The organism is Acinetobacter sp. 228, from assembly GCF_048147885.1.
In genome coordinates, this window is record NZ_JAYWYV010000011.1 from 62,511 (window position 1) to 78,708 (window position 16,198).

Annotated in this window: 14 protein-coding genes and 1 pseudogene; 12 read left to right on the plus strand and 3 right to left on the minus strand. The window is 39.6% G+C overall.

Annotation, left to right across the window (positions count from 1 at the left end):
* The first annotated feature begins 10 nt into the window (after positions 1-10).
* Positions 11-127: a hypothetical protein gene (locus VXQ92_RS09995; protein ID WP_404793566.1), complete on the plus strand. Its 117-nt coding sequence runs from the start codon at positions 11-13 to the stop codon at positions 125-127.
* 66 nt (positions 128-193) lie between these two features.
* On the opposite strand, the pseudogene VXQ92_RS10000 reads toward VXQ92_RS09995, so the two are convergent.
* Positions 194-375: pseudogene (locus tag VXQ92_RS10000) on the minus strand (MBL fold metallo-hydrolase); the annotation flags it as partial.
* Between the two features lie 96 nt (positions 376-471).
* Here VXQ92_RS10000 and VXQ92_RS10005 point away from each other — a divergent pair.
* Positions 472-1,053: a hypothetical protein gene (locus VXQ92_RS10005; protein WP_416681329.1), complete on the plus strand. Its 582-nt coding sequence runs from the start codon at positions 472-474 to the stop codon at positions 1,051-1,053.
* A 30-nt stretch (positions 1,054-1,083) separates the two neighbouring features.
* A complete protein-coding gene (locus VXQ92_RS10010; protein WP_141667080.1) occupies positions 1,084-1,437 on the plus strand; it encodes a hypothetical protein in 354 nt (117 codons plus the stop codon).
* A gap of 214 nt (positions 1,438-1,651) precedes the next feature.
* Here the strand turns inward: VXQ92_RS10010 and VXQ92_RS10015 are convergent, their stop codons facing one another.
* Both VXQ92_RS10015 and metG read right to left on the minus strand, forming a co-directional pair.
* Entirely contained in the window at positions 1,652-2,008 is a 357-nt protein-coding gene (locus VXQ92_RS10015; RefSeq protein WP_074383447.1) for a hypothetical protein, read from the minus strand.
* A gap of 141 nt (positions 2,009-2,149) precedes the next feature.
* Positions 2,150-4,210 (minus strand): methionine--tRNA ligase, encoded by a 2,061-nt coding sequence (gene metG, locus VXQ92_RS10020; RefSeq protein WP_416681334.1) that lies wholly within the window; start codon positions 4,208-4,210, stop codon positions 2,150-2,152.
* A gap of 183 nt (positions 4,211-4,393) precedes the next feature.
* Between metG and VXQ92_RS10025 the strand changes: the two genes are divergently transcribed.
* The 9 genes from VXQ92_RS10025 to VXQ92_RS10065 all read left to right on the plus strand — a co-directional run bounded on the left by VXQ92_RS10025 (position 4,394) and on the right by VXQ92_RS10065 (position 16,160).
* The gene (locus VXQ92_RS10025; RefSeq protein WP_064096426.1) at positions 4,394-5,197 is read left to right on the plus strand and encodes a hypothetical protein; all 804 of its coding nucleotides are present in this window, start codon (positions 4,394-4,396) and stop codon (positions 5,195-5,197) included.
* Between the two features lie 387 nt (positions 5,198-5,584).
* Positions 5,585-6,373: a hypothetical protein gene (locus tag VXQ92_RS10030; protein ID WP_416681338.1), complete on the plus strand. Its 789-nt coding sequence runs from the start codon at positions 5,585-5,587 to the stop codon at positions 6,371-6,373.
* Positions 6,374-6,667: 294 nt separating this feature from the next.
* Positions 6,668-7,933, plus strand: a complete 1,266-nt coding sequence (apbC, locus tag VXQ92_RS10035) for an iron-sulfur cluster carrier protein ApbC (RefSeq protein WP_416681339.1) — start codon at positions 6,668-6,670, stop codon at positions 7,931-7,933.
* A 260-nt stretch (positions 7,934-8,193) separates the two neighbouring features.
* On the plus strand, positions 8,194-8,787 hold the full coding sequence (locus VXQ92_RS10040; RefSeq protein WP_064096423.1) for a LysE family translocator: 594 nt from the start codon (positions 8,194-8,196) through the stop codon (positions 8,785-8,787).
* 123 nt (positions 8,788-8,910) lie between these two features.
* On the plus strand, positions 8,911-9,480 hold the full coding sequence (dcd, locus tag VXQ92_RS10045) for a dCTP deaminase (RefSeq protein ID WP_004280726.1): 570 nt from the start codon (positions 8,911-8,913) through the stop codon (positions 9,478-9,480).
* Between the two features lie 207 nt (positions 9,481-9,687).
* Positions 9,688-11,790 carry a hypothetical protein gene (locus VXQ92_RS10050; RefSeq protein WP_416681342.1) on the plus strand — a complete coding sequence of 701 codons (2,103 nt, stop codon included), beginning with the start codon at positions 9,688-9,690 and terminating at the stop codon, positions 11,788-11,790.
* An 11-nt stretch (positions 11,791-11,801) separates the two neighbouring features.
* A complete protein-coding gene (locus tag VXQ92_RS10055; RefSeq protein WP_416681344.1) occupies positions 11,802-12,524 on the plus strand; it encodes a hypothetical protein in 723 nt (240 codons plus the stop codon).
* Between the two features lie 33 nt (positions 12,525-12,557).
* A complete protein-coding gene (locus VXQ92_RS10060) occupies positions 12,558-14,843 on the plus strand; it encodes a hypothetical protein (protein ID WP_064102475.1) in 2,286 nt (761 codons plus the stop codon).
* A gap of 21 nt (positions 14,844-14,864) precedes the next feature.
* Positions 14,865-16,160, plus strand: a complete 1,296-nt coding sequence (locus VXQ92_RS10065) for a hypothetical protein (protein ID WP_144724007.1) — start codon at positions 14,865-14,867, stop codon at positions 16,158-16,160.
* Positions 16,161-16,198 lie beyond the last annotated feature (38 nt).

The window sequence follows — 16,198 nt, forward strand, 5'->3', positions numbered from 1 at the left end:
GGGTATCAATATGAGTTTTTGGAAAAGAAAAAACAATGCCAGCTTTGTATTTTTTATCATTACCTTGTATGGGCTGATTGGTTTCGGACTAGGGTATGTCATCTGGGAATTTATCCTGCAAGGCTAAGTAAACCCAGCAATAAAAAAGCCTCTAGAGATAGGGGCTTTTTTATGTATTGATTAAGTCTTAAAGCATAGATGGATTTAAATAGTTTGTATCATCAAGTAGTGCAGTAATTTGGGTGTTACCGATTTGGTGATGGTAGAGTAGCCAGCTACTTATTTTTGTTGGGTGATGGTGGGTTCAGCCGCTTGGGTGGTGAAGGCGGTGGTGCTAAGAGCGAGTGCGAGGAATAGGGGGCTTAAATTTTTCATAGATTTGTTATATATTTTAAAGAGATATGTAGTTTTAGCATTTGTAATTAATGAAGTGAATAGATAAATTATTTAAAACAATTATATGGAATGAAAATGACAATATTAAATAATGCAATTGATTCTATTCAGCTTGGAATTGAAGATTATGAACTAATTGGTGAAAATCCTAAAAGATTAATTTCTTGTACAAGAAATTTATTTTCTGGAATATTGCTACTATTCAAGCACCACCTTTCAGAACTAAGTGATCCTAATAGTGATGAAGTTTTAATAAAACAAAAAATTAAACCCAAATTTATAAATGGCGAATTATTTTTTGTGGGTGATGGATTAAAAACAGTCGATGTTCAAGGAATTCAAGAGAGATTTAAAAGCTTAGATATTGAAGTTAATTGGAAGGAATTAGAGAAAATACAAAAATATCGAAATAATATTGAGCATTATTTCAGTACGGATAATCCTAAGGCTATAGAGGCAATGTTGACTCATAGTTTTAATATTATTAATGATTTTGTTCGAGTATATTTGAATGAAGAACCGTCTAAACTACTAGGGCAGGATTATTGGCAGAAATTACTTGATGTCAAAAATGTTTATGATAAAGAAAAGCTAGAATGCTTACACGCGCTAGAAAAAAATACTTATTTTTCAGCTAAACAAGAAGACTTAATATAAAATGCAATATGTTCAAATTGCGGTTCAGATTTGTTAAAGCCTATTGATACACAAGTTTCAGCTAAATATACCTCGTATGAATGTGTGGCTTGTCATGATGAGCTTTCATTTGAACAAGTAATCAATTCAGCAGTTTCAGTCGATTGTGAAAGAAACTATGGTTATTACCATTATAAAGATGGTGGTTCAGAACCTTACGCAATTTGTCCAGAATGTGGTGAAGAAACATATTCTATGGAAGAGCAAATCTGTCTATGTTGTGAGGAAAGCGCTATCCATGAGTGTGAAAGATGTCCTGCAAGTTTATCTCCAGAGGAAGTTACTTGGAATGAAGGATATTGTAGTTACTGCGTTTATCAGTGGGAAAAAATCTCAGAAGAATAGATATCAGTCTTTACTTTTGTCGGGGCAAAAGTAACAAAACCCCTTTGTTCGTTAGAGGGCACGTCCGTATGCCCCTAACGAACGAGCGACATCCATGTCGAAAATCATCTGATTAAATATTGTCGTCGAATTCTCAAAGATTCTCCCTCTCCCTTAGGGAAAGGGAAATACCCAATAAAAAAACCCCTACATTAGTAGAGGCTTTTTAAATAAATTATTTACTGCATTCTGGTTGAGAGCGGTCAATAATTTGAGTACCTTCTACGCGATAGCCAATTTGGCCAACAAGGAATGCCTGATTTAATTGAGTGATGACCACATCTGAAAGTGCTACCGTACAACGGTCTTTTTCAATAGCGCGATCTACTGCTGTTTTGAAATTAGGAATACCAAGTGGGAATAAAATTACTGGAACTTTATCTTCGCCTTTAACACGTTCGCCCTTAACAAACTGATTGGAGTTTAGGTTATAGTTTTTAGTTGAAGCCACAGTCATATCAGCCATACGAACTGAACAGCCTGTAAATACAAGTGTTGACATTGCTAAAACTGAAACTAATAATTTTTTCATGTTTACCCCGAATAATTATAAAAAATAAAAAGCGTTTCGATTCTATAGATATAATTTTAAAAAACAAGAAAATAAATTGTACAAATGGTATAAAAAAGCCCCTACATTAGTAGAGGCTTTTCCCATCTTAAAATCTAAATCTTAAGAAACCTTATCACCCGGTTTTGCACCAGATTCAGGTGAAATCACCCAAACCCCTTCGCCATTACCGGCAGCTAAAACCATACCGTTTGAAATACCAAAACGCATCTTACGCGGTGCGAGGTTCGCCACCATTACCACCAATTTGCCTTTGAGGTCTTCAGGTTGGTAGAACTCACGAATACCGCTAAATACGTTACGTGGCTCAGCTTCACCGACATTTAAAGTCAATTGAAGAAGCTTGTCAGAACCTTCAACCGTAGCAGCTTCAAGAACTTCAGCCACACGCAGGTCAACTTTCATAAAGTCTTCGATGCCAATAATTTCAGCTTCGCCAACTTTAGGCTCAGATTTTTTCTCAGCCTTCTTCTCTTTTTTCTTTTCAGCTTTAGTTGGCTCAGCAGCAGGAGCAGCTAAAGAATCTTTAGATGCATCCACCATAGCAGCAACAGCTTTTGGATCTACACGTTGCATTAACGGCTGGAATAAGGCAATTTCATGACTCAGCAGAATCGTTTCACGAGAAGCAAAATCGAAGCTTTCAAGTTGCAAGAAATCTTGAACCTGTTGAGCCAGTGTCGGCAATACAGGTGCTAAATACACTGCCAATTGACGGAACAGGTTAATACCCACAGAACATACGTTATGCACTTGTTGTTCCTGACCTTCTTGCTTAGCAAGTGCCCAAGGCTTTTTCTCGTCAATATACTGGTTGGCTTTGTCCGCAAGTGCCATGATTTCACGGATCGCTGCCGAGAACTCACGGTCTTCGTATGCTTTTGCAATAGAATCACCCGCATCAATAAAGCTTTGAACCAGTTCAGGCTCTGCACATGTTGCACTTAACTTGTTATCAAATTTGGTATTGATGAATTTTGCACAACGGCTGGCAATATTCACAACTTTACCGACGAGGTCTGAATTTACTTTTTGCACGAAGTCATCAAGATTCAAGTCCGAATCTTCAACTTTGTCAGAAAGTTTAGAAGCAAAGTAATAACGTAAATATTCTGGGTTTAAATGCTCTAAATATGTTTCAGCTTTAATGAACGTACCACGAGATTTAGACATCTTCTGACCGTTGACAGTCAGGAAACCATTCACGAATAAGCCTGATGGCGTACGGTAATTTGCACCTTCCAGCATTGCCGGCCAGAACAGGGCGTGGAAATACACGATGTCTTTACCAATGAAATGATAGACTTCATTTTTAGAATCTTTTTTCCAGAAATCATCAAAGCTTAAATCAGGACGTTTAGTCTTGATGTAATTTTCAAAACTCGACATATAGCCAATTGGCGCATCGACCCACACATAGAAGTATTTGTTTGGCGCATCAGGAATTTCAAAACCAAAGTATGGTGCATCACGTGAGATGTCCCAATCGTTTAAGCCATTTTCAAACCATTCGTCCAGCTTGTTGGCAATCGATACCGGCAGGCGACCTTCATCACGGGTCCATTTTTGCAGGTATTCACCAAAATTTGGCAATTTAAAGAAGTAATGATCAGATGATTTTTCGACTGGTGTTGCGCCACTTAAAGTCGATTTTGGATTCAGTAGTTCAGTTGCGTTATAAGTCGTACCGCACACTTCACATGAATCGCCATATTGATCTTCAGCCTTACATTTCGGGCAGGTACCTTTAATAAACCGGTCTGACAGGAACATGCCTTTTTCAGGATCAAATAACTGCGTTACAGGACGAACAGCAATATTGCCAGCTTCACGGTTTTTGATATAGATTTCTGAAGCACGGACGCGGTTGGTATCACTATGCGTAGAATCATAATGATCGAAATGCACACCGAAACCGTCAAAATCACGGATATGTTCTTTTTGCACATTGGCAATTTGCGCTTCAGGGGAAATGCCATTCGCTTCAGCACGCAGCATGATCGCTGTACCATGAGCATCATCCGCACAGACATAAGTCACGTCATGACCCATCGCGCGCATGGCACGTACCCAAATATCTGCTTGGATATAGCCAAGTAAGTGACCCATATGAATCGGGCCATTGGCGTAAGGAAGGGCATTAGTGACTAAAATTTTACGCACGGATTCACTCTCTCATTCGTATTTTATGCAATGGGCGATAATTTTACATGAGATGGAGAAGACTTGCATAAGGCTTTTGGTGAATTCTTTTTCAATAACAAAGTTGCATCGAGATGAAATGCTACTTTATGGCAAAATTATCGGGGATAATAGCTCATCCGCTATTTGCTTGAGTGCTTGACCATGTATGACGATTACGACGACTATGAAGACGATCAACCCGTCACGCGGATTAAATCGAATATCAAACAACAGACTTTAGGCAAACGCATTCTTGAAGATGCTCAAAGCTATTTAGAACAAATCTCGCAAGGCGAACATACATTTTTAATCGAAACCTTGCGTGATCTGGCACAGCAAGATGAATACTTTAATGTGTGGGCAGATCAGCTCGATCAACCTGTCGGTTCAAAAGTCGCCAATGATGCCTTGAACCTGATGCACTTCTGGCAACAGAGGCATCGTCATGAAGATGTCCAAACCTTTCATTTATTTGATGTCATCAATAGCGAAGACTTTCAAAAAGAGCTGCTCACGGCTTTTGATGCGATGCAGATAGATGAAGCCCATAAAGCCTTACGCCGTCCAGTGATCATTGAAGCCTTTAAAATGTATAAATTGGGCTGTTATGCAGGTTGTGTGCCTTTGCTCTATGCACAGCTTGAAGGCTTATTGACCGATGTGCTGATTCAACAAGGCTACTTAAAACAAAATGGAACCAAGTTTGTTGATGTCTATAAAATTGTTCCCGGTTTAAAAGGCAATGAAATTAAGAGTCTGTGGCATAAATCGAAAATTGCCACGGAAATGAATCCATACTTTGCCGAACTGGCAGCCTATAAGATGGATTCAAGCTCGAATGTGACCGCAAGTCGTCATAACATTTTGCATGGCACAGATGTGGCACATTTCACCCAAGCGCGTAGTTTTATCCTGTTTATCTGGCTGTTCTCGGTATTAAGTTTTATGAGTACCGTGCGTGCTTAAGCTAAGATCTCTGGTTACCAGTAGTTTTAATCATCCTGTAAAGGTTTAATGTAGATTAACACCAAGCATCCTTTAGCTTTAACAATCAGGCTATAACAGTATTTGAATGGGCGAGCTACAGGAAATGCGATGTCAGAATGACAGAAAAATGTTTTAGCAGAAGTGTAAAGAATGAAGATGAACAGAATGTTCAAAACACAAATCACGATTTTTTTGCGGCTGGCAGTGATTAAAGTTTGAGATCGTGAGGTTTGTGCTATCTGATGCAATGATCAGCAACAACATGTACAGGCTTTGTTGCAGTTTGCTTAATTCAGCTACTTCATTGCATGCTTTGTGCTAAAAAATTGTCTGATAATTTATTTATGACACCTTAGGAGGGTACTCATGACTCAGAATAACCAGACAAGTACTTCAAAGCAGAACCAAGATAAAGAACAACATGCACGTGAAATGAATGATCAGGTTTCAAAAGAGCAAAAGCAGAACGAGATCGATAAACAGCATAATCAGGAACACAAGAATGGACAAAATGCTCAGACCAATGCCGAGGAGAAGTCTGATACTCAGCATAGCAGCAAAAATGTAAATACTGAGCAAAAAGACAGTTCTAAAGAGAATGAGTCAGATCAAAAAACTGAAAGTTTCAAAATGGATGACTTAAAAGCCAAAGCAATTGCAATTGGTGAGGAGCTTTTGCAAAAAGGTGAAAAGCTTCTGAATGAGCTAAAACATGGCAAATCTGACAGCCAGAAAAATGGTGAGCAAGAGACAGATCACGCGAAAAAGGCCAAAGCCGATCATAAATCTCAAGACAAATCATCGGATAAGTCAGATAAACAGAATTCTAAAGATGATCAGAACGATCAGCAGGCCGGTATGGCAAATTTGAAAGACGAAGCCATGCATAAGTTTGAAGATACTAAACAAAAAATCACGGAATTAGTAAGTGAAGCTTCTGTTAAATTCGCCGAGCTGAAACAGATGGCGACGGATACCATGAACAAGATGAAGGATACTCAAGCTAAAGACAGTGATGCTGATCAGCAGAAAGACGCGAAAGATACAGATTCAGCAAATGATTCCGAATCCAAAAAAGATGAATCAAAACAGGATCAGGATAAAAACACCAAGGAACAACAGGGCAAGTCTGAAAACAGTAAAAATCATAAGTAATTTATGATCATAGAGCCACTTTAATCACAGCAGGTTAGAGTGGCTTAAAATATAGAAACCTAATATAAAAAATAATGTTTACATCAAAAATAATATGTCTTCATTTACTTCTTTCTCATTCATTTTTCATTATTTATATGTGCCAAGATTTCATGAAACATTTTATAAAACCAAGTGAAATAGTTGGAAATTGAACATATCTGTTTCATCTTCTCCAATACAGTGCTTAACCTTCGCCTAAAACCCCGTTAAACTAGGCCATTCAGATGTCGATCTACATTTTTGGAGTAACCTATGTCGTGGCTTTCTTCGCTTAAATCGGTTTTTTCGCCTTCCAAGGAGGTGAACGAAGAAGCTGTGCAGAACGTACTGCAAAACTATATTTTGCCAAATTCCAGTAATGCCTTGAAAGATCGCATTACACAGGTCAATGTACAGGGTGAGATTCTGCAAATTACCCTGAATACCTATCCAGAAGAAAAAGAACAACTGCAACAGATTCATGATGAGCTGGCAGAAGCTTTGCAAAAATGTGGTATTCAAGAGCTGAATATGCATGTGATTCAGCAAAAAACTGGGCCTAAAAGTAAAAATTCGGGTGGTTGCGGACATAACCATGCTGAGGGAGAAAGCTGTTCAAGCCAACCTGCAGCACCACAAAAACCAGATCTTCCTCCTGTGGTGGATGCTTCGGCTCAAGCTGAAAAGGCAGAAGATGCTGATCCGAATAATCCACCGATTCAAAAAGCTGCACCACAACAGCGTGATGTCCCGAAACATCCTCGTATTCAGAATGTGATTCTGGTGTCATCTGGCAAAGGTGGGGTGGGTAAATCGACTACTACTGTCAATCTGGCTTTGGCTCTAAAAAAAATGGGCCTGCGGGTAGGTGTACTGGATGCTGATATTTATGGTCCAAGTATTCCGACCATGCTCGGCAATGCCGGTAAAACACCGATGATCGAAGCAGAGCAGTTTGTACCTCTTGATGCCTATGGAATGGCGGTATTATCGATTGGACATTTAACCGGTGATCACAATACTCCAGTGGCATGGCGTGGTCCAAAAGCTACGGGTGCATTAATGCAGCTCTTTAATCAGACTCTTTGGCCAGATCTGGATGTATTGATGATCGACATGCCGCCTGGCACGGGCGATATCCAGTTGACCTTAGCACAGCGTATTCCTGTAACAGGCGCAGTGATTGTGACAACACCACAAAACGTGGCCTTGCTGGATGCGACCAAAGGCATTGAGCTGTTTAACCGTGTACAGATTCCAGTCATGGGCGTGATTGAAAACATGTCGACCCATATCTGCTCAAATTGTGGTTTTGAGGAACAGATTTTTGGTACAGGTGGTGGCGATAAACTGTCTGAGCAATATCAAATTCCATTACTGGGCCGCTTACCTCTGGACGCTAAAATTCGTGAAAATGCCGATGCAGGGAAACCTTCCGTGATTGCAGGGGACGAGGCAGCAGATAGCTATATGTTAATTGCAGAGAAAATCGCAGCACAGTTACCAAAAGTGGAAAAAGATCATAGCCGGATATTTTAATTAAAAGACAGAAAATTAAAATCATTAAGCCTTAACTAAAAGTTAGGGCTTTTTTATTATTCATTTTTAAAATAGCTCGATTTAAATGATTGAAATTGACTGAAATGACTGTCTGGTTTTTACTCTAAATTATTATATAGATATTTGAATTTATTGAATAAAAATAGATTTTGGTTGGGTTTATATCTTCTCTTACAATTATTTTTTTGCAGCTTTGACTTAACTATTCTATGCTACGCGGATTAGAGCGAGGTCAAACTATGATTTCATGGTTTTTTATTGGTTTAGTGGCAACCATTCTTTTAACACCAGGCCCAACCAATACCTTATTGGCATCTTCAGGCATTCAGGTCGGATTTAAAAAAACATTTCGTTTAATTCCTGCTGAAGCCTTTGGTTATCTGATTGCTATCAGTTTTTGGGGTATTCTGATCGGGAAAATTTCCGTTCATCTTCCGCTGTTACCGACCATTCTCAAACTTTTTAGTGCTGGCTATATTCTGTTCCTTGCTGTGAAATTATGGCGGACTGCAGAGCTGAGTGAAAATTTTGATAAGGTCTCAATTCGCGCACGTGAATTGTTTTTAGCAACCTTACTTAATCCCAAGGCACTTTTGTTTGCCTCAGCCATTTTTCCTGTGATTGTCTGGAAAAGCAGCCAACATTATGTGGCTCATATGCTCGTTTTCTTGCTTTTACTGATCCCGATTGCATTCTTCTGGACTTTTTTAGGCTCAATCCTAGCCAGAAAAAATAGCCGCTGGCTCAATCAGAAAAACCTGCAGAAAACGGCTTCGCTGGTGCTAATGAGCTTTTCTATTCCTTTAAGTTATTCTGCACTTTTAAGTTTATAAGCTGATCTCGATCAGCAATTTTTGGGCAACATGAGCTCTCAGACTTTCACTTATTTTCATTAGTGGCAATTTCAGTTAAAGTACGTCGCAATAACTTGTTCTTAAGATTTTTGGATTATATCAATGGCAATTAAGTCTGATCGTTGGATTCGCGAAATGAGCGAAAAACACGGCATGATTGAACCGTATGCAGAAAACCAGGTACGTTTGGATGAAAATGGTCAAAAGCTGATTTCGTATGGCGTATCCAGCTACGGCTATGACGTGCGTTGTGCACGTGAATTTAAAGTATTCACCAATGTGCATTCTGCAATTGTCGATCCGAAGAACTTTGATGAACGCAGCTTTATTGATATCGAGTCGGATGTTTGTATCATTCCGCCGAACTCGTTTGCTTTGGCGCGTACCATCGAATATTTCCGCATTCCACGTAATGTCTTGACCGTGTGCTTGGGCAAATCGACTTATGCGCGTTGTGGCATCATTGTCAACGTGACGCCGCTTGAGCCAGAGTGGGAAGGACACGTGACTTTAGAGTTTTCAAATACTACCAATCTTCCTGCGCGTATTTATGCAGGTGAGGGTGTGGCACAGATGCTGTTTTTTGAATCTGATGAAGTCTGTGAAACCTCATATAAAGATCGTGGCGGTAAATATCAAGGTCAGACAGGTGTTACTTTACCAAAGACCTAATTGCTTTAAGCTATTGAATGACGGGACTTTATGTCCCGTTTATTTTTTTGAGATTTTCATTCATCGGAAACTGCTATTTTTCGCCTAATTGGCTTTGGCATCTGTGTTAAAAATCAGCATAATGGATTCCGCATAACCATAAAAAAGACGCGGCTGGGAAGCTGAAGTATAAAGGTGCGGAGCATCAGATAAAAAGGAAAGAGCGAGATGACTCAGATCAAAGCTATATTAAAATTTCGCAAAAGTTATTTGGCGATGACCATCGGTTTCAGCCTGTTGCCTTCTGCACATGCGATGCAGGAATTATCAGACTCTTCTCTTTCTGACACCACTGGTGAGGGTGTTGCACTGGTACTTGATGATTTTAAAATGGTGTTTCAGGGACCCAAAGATCTTTCTGATGGTTCCAGTTACGCGAGAGGAATTCAAAATCCGGGGCAGGCTGATACCGGTTTTATTCGGATTATTCCAACCGGCGAAAACTATAACCAACTTGGTCAGCGTGCTTACGATAAAATTTATAAAACCTCTTATGACAGCAATGTTCTCCAAGGCAAAATAGATAAAGGATATAACACTTTATATACTTCTACCTACAATTCAACTTACGATACGAATTACACAAGCCTATACAGTACCTATACCCAGTCTATTCCGGATAAATTGACTGCTGAAAGAACCAAATTAGAGTCTGAAATTCCGCAACAATACTTTGAGTCGAATACGATCATTAGAAATTATTATACTCAAAGGCTCTCGGATTACATGGACGGTACTTGGGGGTATAGGGATGGCTGGCTTTGGCTGGATGGCGAAAGTTTAGCCCAAGATGGTACAACTCGTCATTCAATGCGTTCAGTTACAGCAAATACTTTGCCTGGTTCTGAAGCAAAGGCTATTGAGTACGCAACTCAAAATACTATGGAAATGATTCAGTTGCTGTTTGGTAATCGCGCAAGTGAAGTCAATAACAATTTAACAGGTTCTGCTTTTTATCGAAGTTTAGGTAATTTTACTCGTACCAATGCAGTTGCATCAGAAATTACAGCACTTGTTAATCAATTAGAAAAATATTCTAAAGAAGCAGCCGACATTCGTGCAAAATTTGAAGCGGGTCAAATTGCAGAAGCAGAAGCAAAAAAGCAGACAGAAGCTCTTTATGCAAGCATTCTGAGTGATGCGAAAACTGCTGCTTTGTTAGAGGCAAAAAACACGTCAGTTAGTTCTTTAAGAACTAAAGCCGATGTATTTATTTATGGTCTGGCATTATCAAAAAGTGATGGTTCTCTAAGCACGCGATATAGTAATCAGGGTTTTAGTTGGGGATCGGCAGATAATCCCTGGTTATTCCGGGCAGGAACTGAGAATGTCAAACAGTTTAAGGATGCTGCTAAAGATGTAGGTTATATTGCTTTGGAAGCCCCATTAAGCCCCATCGCAGGCGTCGAAAGTGATAATAATATCAAGCTGGGCTTCTGGAGTGATATTTTTGCTCGCGCGCTTGACTCCTCTAATCTGGTAGATCCTATAACAGGTGGGCCAACATCAGGGCTTGATACGGATTACCGATTAAGAACCCAATTTGTTGCCAATGGTTTGAGTTTCAATGGCTCGCAAGTTCGTTTATTTCAAACCCTGGAATCTGATAATAAGGATTACAGCCAAACCTTAGGTATGACAAGTATAATCCGGCTAAATACTAATGACCGGCCAGAAACGCTCAGCAGTAGTGACGCTAATCTTAACAGTAAAGGTATTCGTCTCAGTACTGCAGCAAAAACCAATGCACTTGATGGTGATGGACCGACTCCGGCTTTGAACGGCAGTGTTGCTCCGATATTTCATGATTCTGAAGGTTTATATCTCTATAGTCCTAATATTAACTTGGTGCTCGGTAATATGTACCAGCCTTTTGTAGTCGGTTCAGAAGGTAATAATATTATTTTAGAAGTGACACGTATTCCTAAAATTCCTGCTATCTATAATCAAATCTATCAGAATTATGGAGGCGGACTGGGAACCACAGATCTAAAGGGTTCAACCTGTAATGTCTATAGTTGTGGTACACCAATTAAAAATAATGCTGCAGATACTAGCGCACTTTATCAGGGGCGCAATGCGACTCACAGTAGCATCTCGATAGGGACTACAGAGCGTGTCCCGGGGACCAATATGCTGCGAGCCAAGGATGGTGTGAATTCAACAGGAATCGTATTTAAAAATACTGATGGTGTAAGTAAGAATTTTGGATCTGCTGTCATTGATGGTGTCCTGATTCAGCATCTGAAAATTAAAACAACTGGTCTATAAAGGAGTATAAAATGTCCAAATTAACCATATTCTGTACATTATTGTGTACTTCTATGATCAGTTTTGCCGGATTGGAAACCCTTGATCAGCAAGAGTTAACCGATACAGTGGGGCAGGGTGGAGCTGACCTTAGCTGGACTTTATCCTTGAACCATATCTATGCAACAGATTTAAGTAAGGCTCAAATTTCCCGGCTTAACGGAAGTGGTAATCCGCTCGAAGTATTTTATGTTCTAGATCCCACCGCTTGTGGAGCAACAAAACAATTTTGCCGTCTGGCAATAGCGCCGAATAACCATGTTGATGCCAATGGAAATAAGAAGTGGTTAGTCTTTAAAGGCATTCAAGGCACAATTCAGATTGATAAGTTTTCAATTGATGGTACAACCATTATTAATCACCGTAATGAACCACAGACGGCGATGCAAATTACCTTTTACGATGACAAGCCTTTAAAAATCAGGGACTTGGGTTTTAATACGGTTTCGATTGAAACGGGCACAGGTGCTGGCGCCTTAGAAGGTTATGCCAATACAGGTGTTTATAGTACCTATACTGGCCGTATTTATAATGCTGATGGAACTTATACAACCGCGCCCCAAGATGTTCCTTCATTTGATAAAGGTGCTGAAAAAGGATTTATGGGGTTGAACGTGCATGGAAATCTGCATATGTCAGGCAATTTGAAAATATTTGGTTATAACTGTACAGGTGGAGCACAAAGTCGTTGTTAGTAACAACGCTAAGTACAGCATAAGGATATAGAAATGAAAAAAACAACAATAAAGTTGAAGTTGCTGACGGTATGCATGTGTCTTATACAACAAAGTTATGCACTTGAAATTATCGAAGAGCAGGAGTTGAGTGAGGTGACTGGACAAGACGGTATGGTCATTACCCATGAAATTTCTAAAGCCACTATTGCCCAAGTGAATTGGTACGATCCAAACTTAAACCCCAGTACTAAAATGGGTTTAGGTTTACATAATTTTGAAATTACTGGAAAAAATAATAAACCAATTATTAGTCAACTTGAAATAGATGTAGGTGCCACACAGCAGGGAGCTGGTCTCCGGCTTGCGGCAAGTATTTCCCCATTTCAAGCCACTGCAGATTTAAAGTTGGTAAAGGTTGCCTGTACCACTAATCCATGTAGCCAATCTGCGAATAGTATTCGGACTGCTGGGGAACAATCTAATCAAAGCTTAGGTGTATTGGGAATGAGTACTTCTACACCGCTGAGTGTTCTATTACAAACCAGTGCCGGTTTATTTAATAAAGACTCAATTGCCAGTATCGATTTTCAACTTAAAAATGCCACGATTAGTCATAAATTGGGTGAAAATAGCTTAATTCTAAATGACTTTAATTTTAATTTCGCGGGTCAGGGATATTTGTATATTGACCCGGCTGAAGGTGTGGTGCTCACTACGAGAAATGGTAATCAAGATCATTATGTGGATCTTAAGCGTGCTGAAGATACAACTGATCTCGTAGCTGGTCGGGTTAATCCGACCAATCCTGGGGTCAATATAGACTTGCGTTATAACACGCCAAATAACGAACGTAAAAATATTATGCGTTTAGGTGCTTCGGGTGCCGTGACCAATGCAAGGTTATCCATGAGTGCTGATCAAACCCAGATCGGTACTTTTGATGTGAGTAATAAAGTAAATGGGGTACTGGAGCGTCAGGACAAAACTGCTACAGGATACAGTAGCCTGGTTGGGGAAGGCGGGTTGAACCTAGGATTATCTGCGGATTTTACTGGTGCTAATAGTGCCGGACGTCCAGCCACTATGGCCCCAACAACATTTGAGATTGGGCATACTGGTAAGGGAAGTCATGCTGTGCAATTTTCTAATATTAGACCATTGACTACACGTAATGCTGACGGAACCTTACATGGTAAAAATGCTTATATCGACTTTGGCAATATATATATAAATACCATTACTGCAAAAAATCTCGATTTTATAATCAATGAGAATATGCAAAAGACGCTAGGCAGTAGTAGTAATGTGCTTAAACAAATACTCAGTACTACCGCGAATGGAGAAGATTTTGCCTTTATCGCCGTGCGTGGAATGGATTTTCAATCCATTGCTGCGAAAGCACGCTTTATATCAGATAACTCTTTGGCGGAAATTGGTGGGGACGGAGGTTCTTGGGGAATCGGTATTCCTATCTATAATTTGAATGCCAATGTTGCCTTGTCGGGAACGACTTATGGAGCAGACAATAAGCAGGCAATTGCTTATAACATGATGGTATCTACAGAAGGTTACGGAATTGATAAAAAAACCGGTTTGCCAAGCACAACCTCAATTATATTGATTGATGGCAAGAATGGCGATCATGGTGAGGCAGTTAACTATTATGCGGGTTTTAGGAATATCGATGCCCTGATCAAGTCGGAAGGTATTATTGGCTATGAAGATGAAGGTATTTATATTCGTGCCGATAAACTGCTGATAGGGGCTAAAGCTGAGCTTGCGATTGGTCAATTACCAGGCTCTAAATACAATTGTACCAATGCATCGGTCGCTAAGTGCGGGGGCTATGTGCCTTACGATAATTTTTCTAAACGTGATGATGTTTTGACCAATATTGCTTTTAAACTCGATGGAAATGGCGAGCTCCTCATCATTCCAGGAGTGGATCCAACCAGCGATTCACCAGATACTAATTTTTTATCTTTTGATGCAAACTTTAAATTCAGACCCCTTACTGCAGAAGAAAATGCAGACAAAAATAATCTGGGGAGCTATTTTAGTATTGCCAATGAAGATATGGATTCAACCGGTGCATTAAAAACTTCTTCAATTAACTTTAACCGGATGGAAGGTCATTTGGGTGTTAAAGGGAAAGTCCGTGTCAGTGCCGATACAGTAACTTTAGATAATCAGGTCAAACTGAATTATACAAATAATATTGCGACACCATTTAAAACCAATTTTGCGATGGCCACCAATGGCAATATGCAAAACATAGCAAATATTGCGCTGACTGGTGGGACGATTCGTAGCACGATGGGTATTACGCCACGCTAATAAGAATATAAGGACATTAAAATGAAAAAAATACTTTTAAATAGTCTGGTTGTAGCAATGTGTGCGATTACACAACAAAGTTTTGCAATGACCAGCTTAAATGATGAAGAATTATCTACGGTAGAGGGTCAGGCACTTCTTTCGATGGAAGTACAAAAAGGTTTTAAACAAATAGATAATCTTGGTAATAACTATGATCAGTCCAATATTTCTTTCTATAAATTAGGTTTAGAAGCCGAGATGGAGATCAATACCAATATTAAAAAGCTACAACTGGGTTGCGGTGGCGTGAATGGGGCGGCAGGCTGTGATATTGATATTGATAATATCGCATTAAGTGGTCTGCCCGCGAATTCGAACTATACTGCCGATGATCGCGCAAGTAGTTCAGCATTGATCACCAATCCATTTCTTCAATTTGCGATTAAAAATCCAAATCAGGCATCTACTCGTGAAGTCCTAGGCTTTCGTCTAAGCGCCGAAAAAATTCAGGGTCTTTTGACTTTGGGTGCTGAAAATAGCAATACACCTAATGGGATTAACAGTTTTAGTGGTTATATGAAGACTAAAGCAGCATCAGGTGTAGCAAACACAGCTTCTCGGGTTATGGACTATGCATCTACGGGCCAATATATTGAAGGTACTGTGAGGGGTAAATTAGGGAATTTAACCTTGCCTCTTGATTTGCATTATAAATCAAATGATTATTCCTTCACTTTGCAGGAATCAACAGCCCCATTTGCTATTCCTTCTACTATTGTTTCAGGAACACGTATGAAGGAAATCGTCTTGAAAGGCACAGGCACAGTGGAGCGTATAGATTTCAGTGGTCCATTAAAAGCGCAGTTGTTAAATGGTGCTCTGACCCTCGATAAGCAAATTACGGGCTATTTAACAGGTCTCAAGACTGATATTACAGTAAATCAAAATCTTGGCTTAATCCATGCTCTATATTTAAATAACCCGGCATCCTTATCATTACAATCACAAAAAATTCTTTGGCCAGGCGCGGCAGTCGCTGCGAATCAAGGATGGTGGCTGGCAATGGAGGATGAGGTAGATTTAGGCAGTATCTCTCCATCAGATAAAGTACAAATTACAAATGAGGTTTTACAACAAACGATTGCAGGAATTAACCATGACTTGACTAATAATGTCCGAATTTGTGGAGGCATTATCAGTGGTTGTATTGTTGGCGGTTCACTGGATGTAAGTGAAATTAAAAACCCGACTTTAATTGATTTCCCTCTAAACAATTTAAAATTACAAGGTCAAGATTTTAAGCCGAACTGCTTTGGTGGTCATAAATTCTGTTGAGGCCGAGATAACCATAAAAAATCCCGCATGAAGCGGGA

Coding starts and splice junctions, on each gene's coding strand:
- VXQ92_RS09995 (WP_404793566.1), top strand. CDS start 11: ATGAGTTTTTGGAAAAGAAAAAACAATGCCAGCTTTGTATTTTTTATC.
- VXQ92_RS10005 (WP_416681329.1), top strand. CDS start 472: ATGACAATATTAAATAATGCAATTGATTCTATTCAGCTTGGAATTGAA.
- VXQ92_RS10015 (WP_074383447.1), bottom strand. CDS start 2,008: ATGAAAAAATTATTAGTTTCAGTTTTAGCAATGTCAACACTTGTATTT.
- VXQ92_RS10025 (WP_064096426.1), top strand. CDS start 4,394: ATGTATGACGATTACGACGACTATGAAGACGATCAACCCGTCACGCGG.
- VXQ92_RS10030 (WP_416681338.1), top strand. CDS start 5,585: ATGACTCAGAATAACCAGACAAGTACTTCAAAGCAGAACCAAGATAAA.
- apbC (WP_416681339.1), top strand. CDS start 6,668: ATGTCGTGGCTTTCTTCGCTTAAATCGGTTTTTTCGCCTTCCAAGGAG.
- VXQ92_RS10040 (WP_064096423.1), top strand. CDS start 8,194: ATGATTTCATGGTTTTTTATTGGTTTAGTGGCAACCATTCTTTTAACA.
- dcd (WP_004280726.1), top strand. CDS start 8,911: ATGGCAATTAAGTCTGATCGTTGGATTCGCGAAATGAGCGAAAAACAC.
- VXQ92_RS10050 (WP_416681342.1), top strand. CDS start 9,688: ATGACTCAGATCAAAGCTATATTAAAATTTCGCAAAAGTTATTTGGCG.
- VXQ92_RS10055 (WP_416681344.1), top strand. CDS start 11,802: ATGTCCAAATTAACCATATTCTGTACATTATTGTGTACTTCTATGATC.
- VXQ92_RS10060 (WP_064102475.1), top strand. CDS start 12,558: ATGAAAAAAACAACAATAAAGTTGAAGTTGCTGACGGTATGCATGTGT.
- VXQ92_RS10065 (WP_144724007.1), top strand. CDS start 14,865: ATGAAAAAAATACTTTTAAATAGTCTGGTTGTAGCAATGTGTGCGATT.